General features: G+C 51.2%; 15 protein-coding genes. 1 reads left to right on the top strand and 14 read right to left on the bottom strand.

The features are described from left to right. Positions 1 to 338: 338 nt before the first annotated feature. The 3 genes from B5E53_RS13415 to lgt form a co-directional block, all read right to left on the bottom strand. Positions 339 to 1,082, bottom strand: a complete 744-nt coding sequence (locus B5E53_RS13415) for an ABC transporter ATP-binding protein (protein ID WP_343215655.1) — start codon at positions 1,080 to 1,082, stop codon at positions 339 to 341. After that, a complete protein-coding gene (locus B5E53_RS13410; protein ID WP_087315875.1) occupies positions 1,082 to 1,864 on the bottom strand; it encodes an ABC transporter permease in 783 nt (260 codons plus the stop codon). Before B5E53_RS13410 ends, B5E53_RS13415 begins: the two co-directional genes overlap by 1 nt. Positions 1,865 to 1,962: 98 nt before the next feature. Then, a complete protein-coding gene (lgt, locus tag B5E53_RS13405; RefSeq protein ID WP_087315873.1) occupies positions 1,963 to 2,853 on the bottom strand; it encodes a prolipoprotein diacylglyceryl transferase in 891 nt (296 codons plus the stop codon). Positions 2,854 to 3,070: 217 nt separating this feature from the next. Between lgt and ychF the strand changes: the two genes are divergently transcribed. Beyond that, the gene (gene ychF, locus B5E53_RS13400; protein WP_087315871.1) at positions 3,071 to 4,168 is read left to right on the top strand and encodes a redox-regulated ATPase YchF; all 1,098 of its coding nucleotides are present in this window, start codon (positions 3,071 to 3,073) and stop codon (positions 4,166 to 4,168) included. Positions 4,169 to 4,656: 488 nt separating this feature from the next. Here ychF and B5E53_RS13395 read toward each other — a convergent pair whose 3' ends face one another. From B5E53_RS13395 to rpoZ, 11 genes are all read right to left on the bottom strand, one after another. Next, positions 4,657 to 5,319, bottom strand: coding sequence for a thiamine diphosphokinase (locus B5E53_RS13395; RefSeq protein ID WP_162611918.1), 663 nt, complete (start codon positions 5,317 to 5,319; stop codon positions 4,657 to 4,659). Continuing rightward, positions 5,303 to 6,181, bottom strand: coding sequence for a ribosome small subunit-dependent GTPase A (gene rsgA / locus B5E53_RS13390; protein WP_087315866.1), 879 nt, complete (start codon positions 6,179 to 6,181; stop codon positions 5,303 to 5,305). Before rsgA ends, B5E53_RS13395 begins: the two co-directional genes overlap by 17 nt. Positions 6,182 to 6,239: 58 nt before the next feature. Continuing rightward, on the bottom strand, positions 6,240 to 8,339 hold the full coding sequence (gene pknB / locus B5E53_RS13385; protein WP_087315864.1) for a Stk1 family PASTA domain-containing Ser/Thr kinase: 2,100 nt from the start codon (positions 8,337 to 8,339) through the stop codon (positions 6,240 to 6,242). Positions 8,340 to 8,344: 5 nt separating this feature from the next. Further along, entirely contained in the window at positions 8,345 to 9,076 is a 732-nt protein-coding gene (locus B5E53_RS13380; protein ID WP_087315862.1) for a Stp1/IreP family PP2C-type Ser/Thr phosphatase, read from the bottom strand. Then, a complete protein-coding gene (gene rlmN, locus B5E53_RS13375; RefSeq protein WP_087315860.1) occupies positions 9,073 to 10,122 on the bottom strand; it encodes a 23S rRNA (adenine(2503)-C(2))-methyltransferase RlmN in 1,050 nt (349 codons plus the stop codon). Before rlmN ends, B5E53_RS13380 begins: the two co-directional genes overlap by 4 nt. Positions 10,123 to 10,231: 109 nt before the next feature. Further along, complete coding sequence (gene rsmB, locus B5E53_RS13370) at positions 10,232 to 11,581, bottom strand: 16S rRNA (cytosine(967)-C(5))-methyltransferase RsmB (protein WP_087315858.1); 1,350 nt, start codon at positions 11,579 to 11,581, stop codon at positions 10,232 to 10,234. Further along, positions 11,565 to 12,551 (bottom strand): methionyl-tRNA formyltransferase, encoded by a 987-nt coding sequence (gene fmt / locus B5E53_RS13365; protein ID WP_087315856.1) that lies wholly within the window; start codon positions 12,549 to 12,551, stop codon positions 11,565 to 11,567. The genes rsmB and fmt overlap by 17 nt, the downstream gene beginning before the upstream one ends. Beyond that, the gene (def, locus tag B5E53_RS13360; RefSeq protein WP_087315854.1) at positions 12,548 to 13,030 is read right to left on the bottom strand and encodes a peptide deformylase; all 483 of its coding nucleotides are present in this window, start codon (positions 13,028 to 13,030) and stop codon (positions 12,548 to 12,550) included. Before def ends, fmt begins: the two co-directional genes overlap by 4 nt. A gap of 245 nt (positions 13,031 to 13,275) precedes the next feature. After that, a complete protein-coding gene (gene priA / locus B5E53_RS13355; RefSeq protein WP_343215654.1) occupies positions 13,276 to 15,624 on the bottom strand; it encodes a primosomal protein N' in 2,349 nt (782 codons plus the stop codon). Next, positions 15,611 to 17,758 carry a UDP-N-acetylmuramoyl-L-alanyl-D-glutamate--2,6-diaminopimelate ligase gene (locus B5E53_RS13350; protein ID WP_162611917.1) on the bottom strand — a complete coding sequence of 716 codons (2,148 nt, stop codon included), beginning with the start codon at positions 17,756 to 17,758 and terminating at the stop codon, positions 15,611 to 15,613. The genes priA and B5E53_RS13350 overlap by 14 nt, the downstream gene beginning before the upstream one ends. Next, positions 17,742 to 18,116: a DNA-directed RNA polymerase subunit omega gene (rpoZ, locus tag B5E53_RS13345; RefSeq protein ID WP_087315850.1), complete on the bottom strand. Its 375-nt coding sequence runs from the start codon at positions 18,114 to 18,116 to the stop codon at positions 17,742 to 17,744. Before rpoZ ends, B5E53_RS13350 begins: the two co-directional genes overlap by 17 nt. Positions 18,117 to 18,125: the final 9 nt, after the last annotated feature.

Genomic DNA, 18,125 nt, shown 5'->3' with positions numbered 1-18,125 from the left:
AGGTTTTCTTTCCTTTTTTTTACAGGGAGAACGTATGATTGCCTAAAAAAAGATAATTTTTTAAGAAAAATTGCAATTTTTTCTAATCATTGAGGTGTCAGGGCGTATCCTGCCCGGATTTCCGGCTTTTGTTGGGAAATTGGACAGCTCCGTGCTCTCGCACTCCCGCTGTCCTCCGGGATCATTCGCATTCCGCGATCCCCCGCTTCATGCTCATGTTCCCTTATCCGTCCAATGTCTGCGGGGCCGGGTAAGCTTGCTTCCCCGGTTCCGCCGCCGCTGTCCAGATTTTCCCAACAAAAAAAGAAGCCCGAAGGCTTCTTCATAGTCAATCTTATTTATCGCATAAAATCTTTATAAATCGGAAGTACGATCTCAGGTTTGTCATACATGACGATCTCTCCGTCGTGCATCCAGATCAGCTGGTCGCACAGATCTTCCAGCGTGCTCATATTGTGGGACACGATGACCACCGTCCGGTCCCGGCTGGAGATAAGCTCTTTCATCTTCCGGTAACTCTTTTTTCTGAACTTCTGATCTCCGACACTCAGAACCTCGTCAACGAGCATGATCTCCGTCTCGAGGATCGCCGAGATGGAAAACGCCAGCTTGGAATGCATACCGCTTGAGTACGTCCGGACCGGCATGTCGATAAAGTTGCCGATGCCGGCAAACTCGATGATTTCCGGCATTTTTTCCATGATCTCTTCCTTGCTGAATCCCAGAAGCATACCGGACAAAATGATATTTTCTCTGCCGGACAGCTCATTTTTAAAGCCGACACCAATGGCCAGCAGAGAAATAGAATGTCCGTGAAGATCGATCTCTCCGCTGTCGGCGGAGAAGATACCGGCGATGGCCCGAAGCATAGTGGACTTACCGCTGCCGTTCTTCCCGGTAATTCCAAGGATCTGTCCTTCCGGCACCTCAAAGGAAACGTTCCGAACTGCCTGGAAAACTTCCTGCTTCACCTTTCTGAAGCTAAACAGGCTCTGCTTGATAGAGGCTGCTTTTAAACTTTTATAATTGATACAAACATTTCGTACACTGATGGCACTCTTGCGTTCTTCCATTACTTCCATTAAATCACCTTTACATAACTGTTTTCATTCTTGTATATCTTACGGACTCCCAGGATGGCAACAATAACACCGATGACGAACCAGATGCCAAGCCATTTAAGTTCCGGCGTCTCTCCGTAGAGAATGCATTTCCGGAGGCTGCTCAAAATGAGCGCCATGGGATTGGCATGCATCAGAAGGCCCACGAACCGTTCCGGCACCCTGGTCTCAATATTATAGAAGATACCGGTCATATAGAAAATCATACGAAGTACAATGGTGACCACATTGGTCAAATCCTGTACAAAAACTCCGTAATGAAGGAGATGTGTCATACAGGCAAAGGTCAGCACAAACAGTGTGAGCATAATCGGTATCACATAAAATATATTCAGCGTCAGCGGAATCCGAAAGAAAATGATCATCGCCACAATGATTCCAAAGGATATGAGCATCTTATATCCGTTAAAAAACATCCGGGATATGAGAAGGATGAACTTCGGAATATAAACCTTGGTCACAATGGACTTATTGTTACGCATCAGCTTGACACTCTGCGTCAGACACCGGTTAAAAAACTCCCATGCTGTCAGGCCAATAAATACGAAGGCGCTGAAAAACGGCTCCTTCGAATTAAAAATATAGCCAAAAATAAATGTATAGATCAACATAAAACAGAAAGGTTCCAGCACCCACCATACCCAGTTCAGATAGGAGTTGGCAACCTCCGACTTCAGCTCCGATTTGGCGGAGTAAAGAGCATATCTGTAATGCTCCTTTAAATCTTTCCAAAAACGCTTCATAACTTCCTCCAGGCCTCTTCCCCTATTTCAGCTTTTGTCTGCAAAACTTCTGGCATTATAGCATACAAAAATGCAATTATCAAGCACAGGGTATAAAATCAAAGCTGTTTTTGCCGCATTCGCCTTTTTATGATCATCGTAATGAGGCTGCCCGCAAAAACCACAGCGCATACCACCTGTGTCACCGCAATTCCCGTATGACCGATCTGGAGCTGATCGACCCGGAGTCCCTCAATAAAGAAACGTCCCAGACCATAGCCCATAAGGTAGATGCACAAAAGTTCGCCGTCAAACTTCTTATGCTTCCTGTAAAGAAAAATCACCAGCAGAACCAGACAGTTCCAGAGGCCTTCATAAAGGAACGTCGGATGCACCTGAATATAGGAAAGCATCTGTCCTCCCACATCCACATTTACCAGATGATCCAGAAGTCCTGCCTGTTCAATCTCTCCCAGTCTTCCGGTCTGTTCAAAATACCCCAGAGGGATCTGCATGGCCAGCGGTCCGTCTGTGTATCCCCCGAAAGCCTCCCGGTTGAAGAAATTCCCCCAGCGTCCCATGATCTGCCCCACCAGCAGCGCCATGGACATGGTATCAAGCATCAGGGCCGCCTTCTGTTTTCTCACTTTGGCAAATATGAGAAGCACCACGATGGCCGCCGCCACACCGCCGACGATACCCAGACCGCCATGCCGGATATTGATGATGTCCAGGGGATGTTCTTTATAATAATCCCAGGAAAAAATAACATAATAGGCTCTTGCCCCAACGATGGCCGGAATCATCATACAGATCAGATAATCCAGATACATTTCCGGATTCTGTCCAGTCCGCTTCGCTTCCTTCTGGGCGATCAGAAGCCCCACCAGAAAACCTGCGGCAATGATAATCCCGTAAAACATAATATGAAAACCCCCGACGGAAATGTATCTTCCCACATGAGAAAACACAATTCCCAGATTCGGGAACCGGATATCCATATATTCCATAATAACCTCCTGTATCTCTCGTTGAAACGCAGGACAGTCCCTGCCCTGCTGTGACATTGGGAATATTATAGCCCGCTCCGTAAAAAATTTCAATCATTATGTGAATCCGGCATTTTTCTTTCCGCCCCCTTGTCAGCTTCTTTCTTTCTATGGTAGAATGGACAGTTGTAATGCAAACGACATCTCAATGAAATAAATGATAAATGGAGGAATTACTATGAAATTAGGTATTGTCGGACTTCCAAATGTAGGAAAGAGTACATTATTTAACTCTCTGACCAAAGCCGGCGCCGAATCTGCCAACTATCCTTTCTGTACCATCGATCCGAACGTGGGCATTGTTCCTGTTCCGGACGCCCGGCTGCAGGTGCTTTCTGACATGTATGACTCTGCCAAGATTGTTCCGGCCGTCATCGAATTCGTGGACATCGCCGGTCTTGTAAAAGGCGCATCCAAGGGAGAAGGTCTGGGAAACCAGTTCCTGGCCAACATCCGTGAGGTGGACGCCATCGTACACGTGGTCCGCTGCTTTGAAGACAGCAACGTTGTCCATGTGGATGGAAGCGTGAATCCTCTCAGAGATATCGAAACGATCAACTTTGAGCTGATTTTTGCTGACATTGAAGTGCTGGAGCGCCGCATCGCGAAATCAGCCCGCGCCGCTCACAATGATAAAAAGATTGCCGCAGAAGTGGAACTGTTAAAGAAAATGAAAGCACATCTGGAAGACGGCAACCTGGCCAAAACCTTTGTCACCGAAGATGAAGACGAACAGAAATTGCTGGATGAATGCAATCTGCTGACAGCCAAACCGGTCATCTTCGCGGCAAATGTATCGGAGGATGACCTGGCCGACGACGGCGCCTCCAATGAATATGTACAGGCTGTAAAAGAATACGCCGCCGGCTGTGACTCCGAAGTATTCGTGGTCTGCGCACAGATTGAACAGGAGATTGCAGAACTGGATGATGACGAGAAAGCTATGTTCCTGGATGATCTGGGACTTTCCGAATCCGGCCTTGAAAAGCTGATCAAAGCCAGCTACCGTATCCTGGGCCTGATCTCCTACCTGACTGCAGGGCCGATGGAATCCAAAGCCTGGACCATCACCAAAGGTACCAAAGCGCCGCAGGCTGCCGGAAAAATCCACTCTGACTTCGAGCGGGGCTTCATCAAAGCCGATGTCATCAGCTACGATGATCTGATCGCCTGCGGAAGCATGTCCGCAGCCAGAGACAAAGGCCTCGTCCGTTCCGAAGGAAAAGAATACGTGATGCAGGACGGAGATGTGGTGCTCTTTAAATTCAATGTATAGGGATTTGTCAGTTTGAATCTATCGGTTTTGAGATTATCCGGATGGCGATGAACAGACGGAATTTGCAACTTTGTATTTATCATAGAAAAACGCAATCAGGGAAGTCTCCTCCTCCACTTCGACAGGCTGGTAACTATCACCTTTTATAAAAAGTACGTGACGCCTGCACTCACAGTCGTCGTCGATCTTCCCCGATACGTTTTTCTATCATCATCAAACTATACCGCAAATTCCTGCCGTCTGCATTACCCGGATTATAGCAAGTCATCTGATTCAAACCGACGAAAGAGCTACCTGGTGGCTTACTCACAACTACATTTGGAGAAGACAAGCCATTGATATGGTTCGACGACGACTGTGAGCGCAGGCGTCTGCCTGATCAATTCGATCACAGCAGTATACCCAGCCTGCCGAAGTGGAGGAGGAGAACTTTTATCAATGGCTTGTCTTCTGTGAAAGCAGTCTTCTGTATGCTGCATGGAGATTTACTAATCCGCCGACCTTATCACCAGCAGTTTCCCTGTTTTCATCCGCAGGGTTCCCCATTCTTCTGCCAGCTCGTTGCTGATGCCTAAGCTCTGGGAAGGCTGCAGGCTTGCGTTGGCAAGGGGATAAGAAAAACCGATCAGGTCGATGCCGGTCACTGAGCCGCCCCAGGCCATCAGCGAAAAAAATGGCCGGTCCGGCTGTTTTTTATATTTTTTCTCGTTTTGTCCACAAAGCATTTCTATTTCGTTGTGTTTATCCACTATTTTTCCTGAAATATGCCCCGCGGCCAGCTTTTCAAGCATTCCGATGTTGGCGAGAGCATGGTCCAGCCGGGTGCCGGTGGCCCCCAGAAGAATTACTTCTTCCGGAGACAGCTCCCGGGCGTACTCCACCGCCAGCTCGGTGTCTGTGTAATCTTTTCTTGTGGGAAATTCCCGCACCGGAACCCCCTGCTCTTTATAAAATGTGAGCAGATTCTCCTCTTTCAGGCTGTCAAAATCTCCCAGAATATCTGTGGGCGTCAGATGGAGCGCCCGACAGGAAGCGAGACCGGAATCCGCCGCGATGATACGGTCAAAGTTCCGGTCCCTGAGATAAGCGGCGGTAAATTCTTCTTCCACTCTGCCGCCGGTCACGATCAATATTTTACCATTTCTTTGCATTTGCCAGCTCCTCATACAGATAACAATAGTCTTCGTAGCGCATCCGGCTGATTTTTCCTTCCTCCAGGGCCTGCTTTACCGCGCAGCCCGGCTCATGAATATGACTGCAGCCGTTAAAACGGCATTGGTTTTCATATTCTGAAAATTCCGGGAAATAAAAACGCAGCTCTTCTTTTTCGATGCCCGTCAGATACAGCGAGCTGAATCCCGGCGTATCCATGAGAAAAGTATCTTCCCCCAGATAGATCAGTTCCGAGTGGCGGGTGGTATGTCTGCCCCGCTTGATCTTCTCGCTGACAGCTCCGGTCTCCATCTGCTTTTCGGTACTGATACTGTTTAAGGTGGAAGATTTTCCCACGCCGGACGGCCCCGCCATGACGGTGGTTCTGCCCCGGAGAAGCTCTTTTAATTCCGGAATGCCCTCCCCCTCATGGGCCGAGGAGAAGAGCACCCGGCAGCCGCTTTTCTCATAATCCCGCTTCAGCCGCACGCGCTCCTCCTCCGAGGCCAGATCCATTTTATTGAAACAGATGATGACAGGAACCTGCTGTTTCTCCATCATGATGAGAAACCGGTTCAGCAGCTGGAAATTCGGCTCCGGCTCATGGACCGCAAAAATGACCAGCGCCTGATCCACGTTGGCGACCATGGGCCGGATCAGCTGATTCTTCCGCTTGTGGATGACTGTGAGATTGCCTGTTTTTTCTTCCTCGGAAATCACATCGATATCCACGATATCACCCACGTTGGGTTTCATTTTTTTGTTGCGAAAAATTCCCTTTGCCCTGCATTCATAAAGTCCGGCGCCTTCCACATACACGTAATAAAAACCGCCGATGCCCTTCATGATTTTTCCTGTCATACTGTTTTTCCTTTCTTCCTTTTCTTCTGATCTTCCGCCTGTTTCCAGGTTATCTGTTTTAATCTGCCACCCGTTCCCAGACCACCGGGTAACTGTTGTACTCCTGTCCGTTGACATAGAATAAAACTGTGGCGTCTCTGCCGCTGTCGCTCTCAAAAGCAACGTCCACCGGGAAGGAATCCGAATCGGCATCCTCTTCTGAGTAGATGGTCTTAGTGGAATTCCCCTGTTTCAGTACCAGCTCAATATCTCCGGTTTCCCCTTCCTCAAACGGGGAGTCATACACCTGGACTGTTCCCGCATAGTGGTAGGATTCCTGCTCGCCAAGACTCACGGTGATGGAAACTTTCGTACCCTTGTCCACCATGGTACCCGACTTGATGCTCTGCTGAAATACATCGCCCACGCCGACGGAACCGCTGTAATCGCTGGATACATTTCCCAGAACCAGTCCCAGACGGTTCAGTTCTTTCTCTGCCGCCTCCTGGCTGACACCATATAAATCCGGCACTTCCACCTGGGAGACGCCGCGGCTCACTGTGATGGTCACCGTAAAGCCTTTTTCTACCATACTGCCTCCCTTCGGCGTCTGGCGGATCACATACCCCTTATCTACCGTGTCACTGTTGGCGTAGACAACTTCTGCCTCCAGCCCCAGAGAATTGAGTTCCTCAATGGCATCATCTTCCTCGTAATTGATCAGAGGAGGGACTTCAATCCGCGCGTTCTCCTCGTCGTCCTCATCCAGACCCAGAGTCAGCGTGATCGTCGAGCCTTCCAGGACATCCCGTCCCTCTTCGGTATCCTGATCCACGACTACAAGGGAATCGCTGTCTTTATCCACACCGTCCGCATACTCAAACTTCGCGCTCAGAGACAGCTCTTCTGCCTGGTTTTTGGCCTTTGTCCGTGTCATTCCGATGAAACTTGGCAGCGTCACATATTTTTTGGCCTCTGTGGCCTCCGTCTCCTCCTCGGCCGGGGTATCCGTGGTGCTCTCCGGCGCTTCTGTGGTGCTTTCCACCGTACCGCTGCCGGTAAATTTCAAAAGATTGGTGGATGTGCCGACGAAATAAAAGACCAGACAGGCAAGAAGAACTCCAAACACGATGGTAATGACCATGATCATTTTCTCCATCTTCGGGTGAACGGAATCGTCGTCTTCGTAATCCTCTCCGTCTTTTTCCGTGGACTGTCCCTGCATCTCATCCGGAGTCTCCTCCCCGTCCCGCTCACTCTCTCCTGTGAGGGTTTTCTTAATCTGGGCGATTTCTTCCTCTGACCGGGTTCTTGTGGGACTGTCATCCACCTGCGGATTCATATAAACATAATTACCGTCGGGAGAGGTAAAAACCTGGCGCAGATCCGCGATCAGTTCCGCTGCCGTCTGGTACCGCTCCTCCGGACGTTTCTTCGTACATTTTAAAATAATCTTTTCCAGGCTCACTGGTATATCCGGGAAATAATTTCTCGGCGGCACAATCTCATCCCGAAGATGCATCAACGCGATGGCCACCGTATTTTCCCCGTCAAAAGGCACCTTCCCCGTGGCCATCTCATACATGGTGATACCCAGGGAATAGATGTCGCTTCTGGCGTCGGAATATCCGCCTCTTGCCTGTTCCGGCGACAGGTAACGCACGGAACCCATGGTGCTGGAGGCAATGGTATCTCCCGTGGCAGCTTTGGCAATGCCAAAGTCCGTCACCTTGATCTTGCCGCTGTCTGAGACGATGATATTTTGTGGCTTGATATCTCTGTGCACAATATTGTGCTCATGAGCCGCCTGTATACCGCTGGCAATCTGGATGGAAAAATCCACGGTCTCCCGGACGGAAAGTCTCCCGTACCGGCGGATATAGCGTTTTAGCGTCATCCCCTCTGCCAGTTCCATGACAATATAGTGGATGCCCTGGTCATTTCCCTCATCCAGGATACTCACTATATTCGGATGATTCAGATCCGCGGTGGAACGGGCTTCCGAGTTAAACCTCCGGACCAGCGTCTCGTCGTCGCTGTATTCTTTCCGAAGCACTTTGACAGCCACATAACTGTTGGATTTACGGCATTTTGCCTTGTACACATCGGCCATCCCTCCGGAGCCGATATGTTCAAGGATCTCATATCTTCCTCCTAAAATCATTCCTGTCTGAATCAAACCAGTCACCTCCCGCTTCCGCACTGGGCGATGACTACGGCGATATTATCAAGGCCGCCGTAAAACAGAGCTTCATTGACGCACTCCTGCGCCTGCTCGCTGATATCGCCCTGCTGCGCCACGATCTCTTCCAGCTTGTCATCATCTACCATGTTGGACAGTCCGTCCGAACAAAGCAGGATCTTTTGTCCCTCGGCAATATCCAGCATGAAGAAATCCGGCTGAACCGTTTCCGCCACGCCCACTGCCTTAGTTATGATATTTTTCTGCGGGTGATTCCGGCTCTCCGCCCGGTCAAGCTCTCCGGCCCGGACCAGTTCCTCCACCAGAGAATGATCCATGGTCACCTGCCGGAGTGTTCCGTCGTAATAGTACAGACGGCTGTCTCCCACATTCATGACATAGACCACATGATCCACCACCGTGGCAGCCACGAAGGTAGTTCCCATGCCCGCATATTCTTCCTCTCTGCGGGACATCTGGTACACCTCAGCGTTCACCTGCTGCAGCAATTTTTCCATGGACAGGAACGGGAGTTCCTTTTCCGCCTTTTTCGCCAGTTCCACAAATCTTGTCACAGAATAGGAGGACGCCTTATCTCCGGCCTTATGGCCTCCCATTCCATCCGCAACGATATAAAGATTTGGAAAACAGCCCACCGGCTCATCAGAGTAGAAAAGATAGTCCTGATTGACTTTTCTTTTCTTTCCGATATCCGTGATTCCAAAGGACTTCATCCATTCCCACTCCTTTCTTTATATCCTTTTCTAAGCTGTCCGCAGGCGGCGGAGATATCTCTGCCCATCTCTCTGCGGACGGTCACCTGAATATGATGTTTTTCCAATATATGCAAAAACGCCTGAATATGATTCTGCTCCGACTGCCGGAAGTCTCTCTCTTTTACCGGATTCACCGGGATCAGATTGATATGGCAGTTCAGGCCCTTCACCAGGGCCGCCAGCATCTCGGCGTGTTCTTTTCTGTCGTTGACATCCTTCACCAGACTGTACTCAAACGTGATCCGCCGGCCGGTTTTTTCCACATAGTAAGCGGCGGCTTCCATGAGTTCTTTCATGGAATACCGGTTTGCCACTGGCATCAGCTCTTTTCTCATGGCGTCATTGGGCGCGTGAAGAGAAATCGCCAGCGTCACCTGAGGATACGTATCGGCAAATGCATAAATCTTCGGCACCAGACCGCAGGTGGACACCGTAATGTTCCTCCGGCTGATATTCAGACCATTTTCATCACTTACCAGCTCGATCATCCGGCACAGCGCGTCAAAATTATCAAAGGGCTCCCCGGTTCCCATCACCACGATATGAGAAACTCTCTCCCCCGTGGCTCTCTGAATGGCGTAAATCTGGTCAAGCATTTCCGACGGATACAGATTTCTCTCCAGTCCCAGAAGGGTGGAGGCACAGAACCGGCATCCCATCCGGCATCCGGCCTGGGAGGAAATGCACACAGAGTTCCCATGTCTGTACTTCATCAGCACGCTCTCTATGATGTTTCCGTCATGCAGCTCAAAAAGAAACTTTGTGGTGCCGTCGATCTTCGATACATACCGCTCCACTTCTGTCACCCCATAAAGAGGATGGTCTTTCAGGATGGTCTGGCGGCAGGATGCCGGCACATTTTTCATTTCATCTCCGGTACGTATGAGCTTCTGATGCAGCCAGCCGTATATCTGTTTCGCCCGGAACTTTTTCTCTCCGGCCGCTGTCACGGCCGCTGTGAGTTCCTCCATATTCATAGAACGGATATCTGTAAAGCTCTCCATCATTTTCCTCCAATTTCTGTCTGCTGTTCTGCGCTGATAACTCCTTCTCTGCATCTGCTGCAGCAAAATACTCCCGTATTTCCCGCCGCAGCCCGGCCAGAAGCTTTTATCATACTCTTGTAAACTTCGCCACAAAAAAGCCGTCACAGCCGTCGATGCCCGGCAGCAGCTGCAGATATCCCTCTTCTCCGGTACGGCCGCGAAGCTCCTCCGGCAGGCAGGCTTCCACAGACACCCGGCGAAGGGGCGTATTCTCCTCGATCCACCGGACATTCTCCACATTTTCCCGCCGGTTCAGGGTACAGGTCGAAAAAATCAGAGTGCCGCCCGGCTTCACATATTTCCATGCCAGCGAAAGAATCTTTCGCTGCAAATCCACCAGCTCGTCAAGCTGTTCCCTGGTCAGATGATATTTGATATCATTTTTTCGTCCCATGATTCCCAGCCCGCTGCATGGAAGATCCGCCAGCACCACATCCATGGACGCTTCCAGAGAAGTATCAAATTCTGTGGCGTCCCACTGTTCGATTTTTACCTGCGGATATTTCATTCTATCATTATTTTCCTGCAGTAATTCTGTCTTATATTCTGTCAAATCTCTTGCAATTACCAGTCCGTTCTCCCCGGTCCGGTCCGCCGCATGGAAGGTCTTTCCTCCCGGGGCCGCACAGAGATCAAGGACTCTGTCACCGGCCCGGATACCGGACACTTCCACCGGAAACATGGAACTTTCATCCTGAATCACAAAAAGTCCCTGCCGGAACGCCGGGATTTTATTCAGATAATTATACCCGGAAATCCGGAAGGCATACGGGAAATACCGGCCTTCTTCCACGGTCACACCGCTTTCTTCCAGAGACTTCCGGAGATTCCGGGGCTCTGTCTTTGAAAGGTAGGCGCGGATGGTGGTCGGTCTGGCCGTGAGGAAAGAAGCGAGCATCGTCTCCGTATCTTCTTCCCCATACTGCTCTGTCAGCAGTTCCACCAGCCACAGAGGCATGGAATACCGGACTGAAAGATACTTTCCGGGATCCTTTTTGCGGTCCGGCAGCGGAAGATGTTCTTTTTCCCGTGTGAGAGTCCGCAGCACTCCGTTGACAAACCCGGACAGGCTGCGAAATCCCCGCTTTTTCGCCAGGTTGACCGCCTCACTGCAGGCAGCCGCATCCCGCACATTCATAAAGAGAATCTGATAGGCCGACAGACGCAGGAGATTCCGGATCAGTGGCTTGCATTTTTTCATTTTGGTTTTAGAAAAAGCGTCCAGAACATAATCAAGATAAATCCGCTGTTCTGTCACGCCCTCGCAGAGCATGGTAAAGAAGGCCCGCTCATTTTTGGGAGCAAACTGCAGCCGCATGAGCGCCTCTCCCATGACCAGATGGGAGAGCCTTCCTGTCTTCTCCATATTCATGAGAACGTTCAGCGCTTCCTCTCTCATATTAATCCTGTCTGCCATATACCATTCCCTTTTTTACCGGATATCCCAGCAAAAATGCCTGCACCGGCATCCGTTTCTTGCCCTGGAGCTGTACTTCGTTGACTTTCAGCAATCCGTCACCGGTCTGCACATAGAAGCAGTCCTTCTTCACATCGGTGACTGTGCCCGGCGCCGCATCTTCGGCCTTTACCGGCTGCTGTGCTGCCTGGCCGTCGTCTTCTTCGCTGCCGGTCTGTTCTGGCACCGCATCAGCGTCCCAGATCTTTAATGTCTTGCCGTTCATGTGCGTGTAGGCACTCGGCCAGGAATTTAAGCCCCGGATCAGTCTCTCGATGGAGACGGCGCTCTTCGTCCAGTCAATCTCTCCCAGCTCTTTGGTTAGCATACCTGCATAGCTGCTCTCCTCGTCATTCTGCGGAATCCGCACCGCCGTACCGGCTTCCAGTTTATCAAGGGTTGAAAGTATCAACGTTCCGCCCGCTGCTGACAGCTTGTCATGAAGTGTCTCTCCGGTTTCTTTCGGCGCAATGGGAATCACAACCTTTTCAATCATATCTCCGGTATCCAGTCCCTTTGCCATGTACATGGTCGTGATGCCCGTCTCCTTTTCCCCGTTAATGATCGCCCACTGCATCGGCGCCGCTCCCCGGTATTTCGGGAGCAGAGAAGCGTGAACATTGATACAGCCATATTTGGGCAGGTTCAGGATGCTCTCCGGCAGGATCTGTCCGAAAGCCACCACGACGATCACATCCGGCGCCAGCTCCCGCAGCGTCTCCACAAAAGCTTCCTCCCGCACTTTTACCGGCTGATAAACCGGAATGCCATGGGCAAGAGCCGTCTCTTTTACCGGAGGAAATGCCATGGCCTTCCCCCGTCCTTTTCGTTTGTCCGGCTGCGTCACGACGCCGATCACCTCATGGTGAGCAATGAGCGCCTCCAGCGTCGGGACGGAAAACTCCGGTGTTCCCATAAATACTATTCTCATTCTTCCCATTCTTCCTCTTCTTCCAAATCTCTGTAAGGCTCACTGGCCCGCTCGCCGTAAAGGATACCGTCCAGGTGATCCATCTCGTGGAGCATGGCTCTGGCCCTGAGGCCCTCTCCCTCATAAATGACCGGATTCATATCCATATCAAGGGAGGATACCTTCACGTAATTCGGTCTGGTCACTTCCGCCACCTTGCCCGGCACGCTCAGACAGCCCTCGTCGTCGGTCTGCTCGCCGGAAGTCTCCAGCACTTCCGGATTGATCAGAACGATCGGATCGTCATCCATCACATCAACAACGCAGATCCGGCGCAGGATTCCCACCTGCGGCGCTGCCAGTCCCACACCTTTCGCTTCATACATGGTGTCGAACAGATCCTCAATGAGTTCCTTTGTGGCCGGTGTCATCTTTGTCACCGGTTTACATTTCTTTTTTAAAATATCATCGCCGATAAAGCGAATTCTCCGAATAGCCATTTTCTTCCTCCTTTATATGTCAAATATGGATTTCTCCATATCTCCTGTCTTTTCTCTTGTTTTTATTTATGGGAAAGCTGCCTGGATCAGAACCTCCCATATTTATCATCGGCCTTCATCATACCATACCCGGGCACTTCCGTAAAGTCCGGCGTAGTCTCCGGCCAAAGGGCAATTTCATCCTGCGAAGATGCCGGCCCATAAACGCCGGCCTTTTTCCCGGCGCGTTTCTCATGCCCCTGGGGTCAGTACATTCCCATGGGATCAAAATCAAACTGTATCTGAATTCCCGCAAACAGGGGATGCGTCTCCAGCACCGGCTCCAGCCGTCCCTTCAGCTCTTCCAGCCGGGAGGCCTCCGGATGTTTCATGTAAAGTACCTGACGGTACAGGTCCCGCAGCTTCGAGATGGCCGCCTTCCCGGGATTCAGCAGCTGCACCGGCCTTTCCTCCCCCTCCTGACTTTTCTCGATCATTTTCTGAATCCGCATGGCCGCCAGAAGGGCCGCAGATTCGTCGCCGCTCTGCACTAAGATCACCAAAAGATGCGAGCAGGGCGGATAAGCCATGAGGCTCCGGTAGGCAATCTCCTGCTCGTAAAACGCCTCATAGGAATGTTCCACAGCCGCGGTGATCGCGTAATGTTCCGGCGAGTAAGTCTGAATGATCACCTCTCCCGGTTTTTCCCCGCGGCCGGCCCGTCCGGCCGCCTGGCACAGAAGCTGAAAGGTTCTCTCACCGCTGCGGAAATCCTGTCCGAAGAGGGAAAGGTCCGCCGCCAGAATCCCAACCAGCGTCACATTGGCGTAATCATGACCTTTGACGATCATCTGGGTACCAAGAAGCACATCGGCCTCTCCCCGGGCAAAGGCTTTTAATATCTCCTGATGGGCATTTTTCCTGCGGGTGGTATCCATATCCATCCGCAGCACCCGGATACCGGGGAATTCTTCATACAGGGCCGCCTCCACTTTCTCGGTTCCCAGTCCGAAAGCCGCCACATGAGGCTGTCCGCACACGGGACACTGTCTGGAAAACGCGGTTTCATACCCGCAATAATGGCAGCGGAGTCTTCCGTTTCTGTGATAGGTGAGGGACACATCGCAGTGGGGACATTTGATCACCGTGCCGCAGCTTCGGCAGGAGACAAAACCCGCAAACCCCCGCCGGTTCAAAAACAGCATCATCTGCTCTCCCCGGGCCAGACGGCTGCGCATTTTCTCTTTTAAGTCTTCGCTGAACACCGAACGGTTTCCTTTCCGGAACTCTTCCCGAAGATCCACCGTCCGCACCGCCGGCAGGGCAGCGTTACCCGCCCGGTTTTTCAGTGTCAGTAAAACATACTCTCCTTTTCCCGCCCGGTAAAAACTTTCCACCGACGGAGTGGCAGATCCCAGCACCACGCTGGCTCCGGCCAGACCAGCCCGGTAAATGGCCGTCTCCCGGGCGTGGTATTTCGGGGTGCTGTCGCTTTTGTACGCACCGTCGTGCTCTTCGTCAATGATAATAAGGCCCAGCTGTTTCACCGGAGCAAAGAGCGCAGATCGCGCTCCGATGACCACATCGGCGTCTCCCGCAGCGATTCTCTCACAGGCGTCAGAGCGCTCCCCGGCCGACATGCGGGAGTGGAGAACTGCAATCCGGCCGCCAAACCGCTCATAAAATCTCCGTACCGTCTGATAAGTCAGGGAAATCTCCGGTATCAGTACAATGGCCTGCTTTTTCCGGGCCAGCACCGCTTCGATCATGTCGAGGTATACCTCCGTTTTGCCGCTTCCGGTCACTCCGAATAGCAGATACGTGTGACAGATGCCTGCTTCCATATCCCGCCGGAACCTGTCTGCCGCTGCCTGCTGTTCCCCGTTGAGCTGTATGTGCGTGTCTTTCTTTTGAAACTGTGAAAACGGATCCCGGTACGCAACTTTTGTTTCCATGCGGATCACTCCGTCAGCCTCCAGTTTCTTTATCTCCTTAAGAGGAAATCTGCACCCGTTCACAGCTTCCTCTTTGGACAATCTGCCTTTCGCAAGGAGACTCTTAAAAAAACGCGCCCGGGCCGTGCGGTGCTTACGCTCCCATTCTGCCAACAGCTCTTCCGCATCATTCTTTTCTATATTCAAAAAAATGTTTGTCTCCTGCCGGTGCCTTACTTTATTTTTGACCGGCATCACCGTCTTCAGCGCCTGGAGCATGGAAGAACCATACCGCTTTTTTAGAAAGGCCGCCACCTGGATCAGCTGGGACTCCACCGTGAGACTTCCCTCCGCTATCCGAAGGATTTCCTTGATTTTGTTCACATCATAATCCGGCTGATCCGTAAGAGCGATGACATACCCCTCTTTCTCCCGGTTTCCGGCGCCAAAAGGCACACAGACCCGGACTCCCGGCACCACCTGGCCGCGCAGGGAAAAAGGCACCCTGTACTGAAATACCTTGTCGAGTGCCTCATGAGAAATATCTATGATAATATCTGCAAAGATTTCTTCTCCCATTTCATTTCCTTTATCTGTTACCATACAATTTCTGTCATAGATGTTATCTGGTTTCGGATCCGGTTTTCGCCCGTTTTCCTCACCAGTTTTAATATTTTCCATCCAAAACATCCTGAACGATCTCTTCTTCGCTCATGTGATATTTTTTCCCTTTGATCTCCTGATAGGTCTCATGACCTTTTCCGGCAAGCACCACGATATCTCCCGGCTGTGCGTGATGCATCACGTAAGAAATCGCTTCCCGGCGGTCAATGATGGAAATGTATTTGCCGTCGGTCTTTTTCATGCCAGTTAAAATATCATCCATGATCGCCTGCGGTTCCTCAAACCGCGGATTATCAGAAGTGATGATGGTGAGATCTGCCAGACGTCCGGACACCTCCCCCATCTCAAAACGCCGCAGTTTTGAGCGGTTGCCGCCGCAGCCAAACAGGCTGATGAGTCTTGCCGGATGGTACTCCCGGAGAGTCTTTAAAATGCTCTCCAGAGCCACCGCATTGTGGGCGTAATCCACGATCAGCGTGTACTCATAGCCGGTCGGAATGATCTGTACCCTTCCCTTAACGGTAAACTTTCTGAGGACTTCATTGATCATCGGAAGATCCGCTCCCATCTCCAGGGCCACGCAGATAGCGCCCAGAGCATTATGGACGTTAAAGGTTCCCGGCACACCGCAGGACACTCTGCCGTTTAAAAGGCCGCTCACGTCAAAGTCCACTCCCAGGAAGTCCGTGTCTCTGGTAAGCTCGATATTCTGCGCCCGCAGGTCCGCGTGTTCCGCCAGCCCGAAAGTATGAACCGGACAGGTGGCGTGGGCGGTAATCTCTGCAAAATGTTCATCATCCAGATTGGCAAAGCCTTTTTTACACTGGGTAAAAAGCTTTGCTTTACAGGAAAGGTACTCCGCAAAGTCTTTGTGCTCATTTGGCCCGATGTGGTCCGGCGACAGGTTGGTAAACAGGCCGTAATCAAACTCAATGCCCGCCGTACGATGAAGCTTAAATCCCTGAGAGGACGCTTCCATCACCACAGCCTCGCAGCCGGCGTCCACCATCTCCCGGAAATACTTGTGGATATCATAAGATTCCGGCGTAGTATTATTGACAGCAATGTGTTTATCTCCGATCACCACCTCAATGGTTCCGATGACGCCGGTCTTGTGTCCGGCTTTCTCCAGAAGTGCCTGAATCATATAGGTGGTGGTGGTTTTGCCCTTGGTTCCGGTCACAGCGATGGTGGTCAGCTCTCTGTCCGGATGTCCGAACCAGGCGGCGGAAACCAGCGCCATGGCATATCGGGTATCCTCCACCTGGATCACCGTCACCGTTTCCGGCACTTCCACCGGTTCCTCCACCAGCAGCACAGCGGCGCCCTTTTCGGCTGCTTCTTTTGCAAAGGTATGACCGTCAAAAGATGCTCCTCTGACACAGATAAACATGCATCCTTCCGCCAGTTTTCTGGAATCATTGACCACGGCGGATACCTCCGTCTGAACATCGCCCTGCAGGCATTTATAAGAAAGTCCTTCTAATAACTCTATACATTTCATGGTGTTCATCCTTTCTGCGACGCCGTCCTGATATTCCGGCGTTTTTATCCATTTTATCCATATTTTAACCTTTTGTGTCTGTACCGTCAATAAAAACAGCAGCGCCCCGAACAGGATTCCCAGAGAATCCACGCCCACATCAAAAAGCCGGCAGCTTCTGCCCGGCACAAAATACTGGTGGATCTCGTCGGTGACCGCATACAGGATACAGAAGGGCACCGTTTTGGCAAACATGGGGAAAAATTCTGCCAGAGCTTTTCTGCCTTTTTTTAAAATAGCTTTTTCCCTGTCCCGGCGCTCAGTTTTCCGGCACAGTTTCCCGCTGCGGCCGGAGGCCTGACGAAGCACTCCCTGATGGCCGAAGGCCAGGCGCAGCATAAGTCCGTGCACGCAGGTCACAAAAGAAAAGACCGCGTATTCTGTAAAATGCGCCAGCTTCCGTACCGGCGTCTCCAGCAGCTGACTCCACCGTTTCGCCTGTTCCGGGCTCATGGCCAGGCCAAAGATCTCCTGCGCCGCGCGGACAATCCTCCCGCAGATTCCGCCGCTTAATCCCGAGGATTCTGTGGCATCCTGGGCGGAAAAGGAAAAAATGAGAATCATCATCAGGATGACAAGTACTCCGGTAAGCAAAAGGCAGACACCCATTTTCCGGTGTCTGCCCCATCTTTTATTCTTCTGTCTCATTGGTGGATTCGCCCGCTTCGCCGGCTTCCCCTTCAAAATCAATCTCATCGGATTCCTCATCTCCGGCTTCCGCGATATCATCCATCTCGCCATCCAGATCCAGGGAATCATCAAAATCAACTTCCTCATCATCCTGAAGGATCTTGATCTTGCCGTCATAAAGTTCTTTCACCGCGATGGAAAGCGGCTTTTCTCCTTCCACGCCGTCCACCAGCGGTTTGGCCCCTCCGATCAGCTCCCTTGCTCTCTTGGAAGTGGCGATGACAATGGAATAACGGCTGTTGATGGCCGGTTCTTCTCCACGGTATTCCTCACTGTTGATCTTTTCCATAAGTTCTGTATAAGACGGATGTAACATATGCTAATC

The organism is Eubacterium sp. An11, assembly GCF_002161065.1.
Lineage (GTDB): Bacteria > Bacillota > Clostridia > Lachnospirales > Lachnospiraceae > Anaerobutyricum > Anaerobutyricum faecale.
This window is presented reverse-complemented; position numbering and strand designations above follow the sequence as displayed.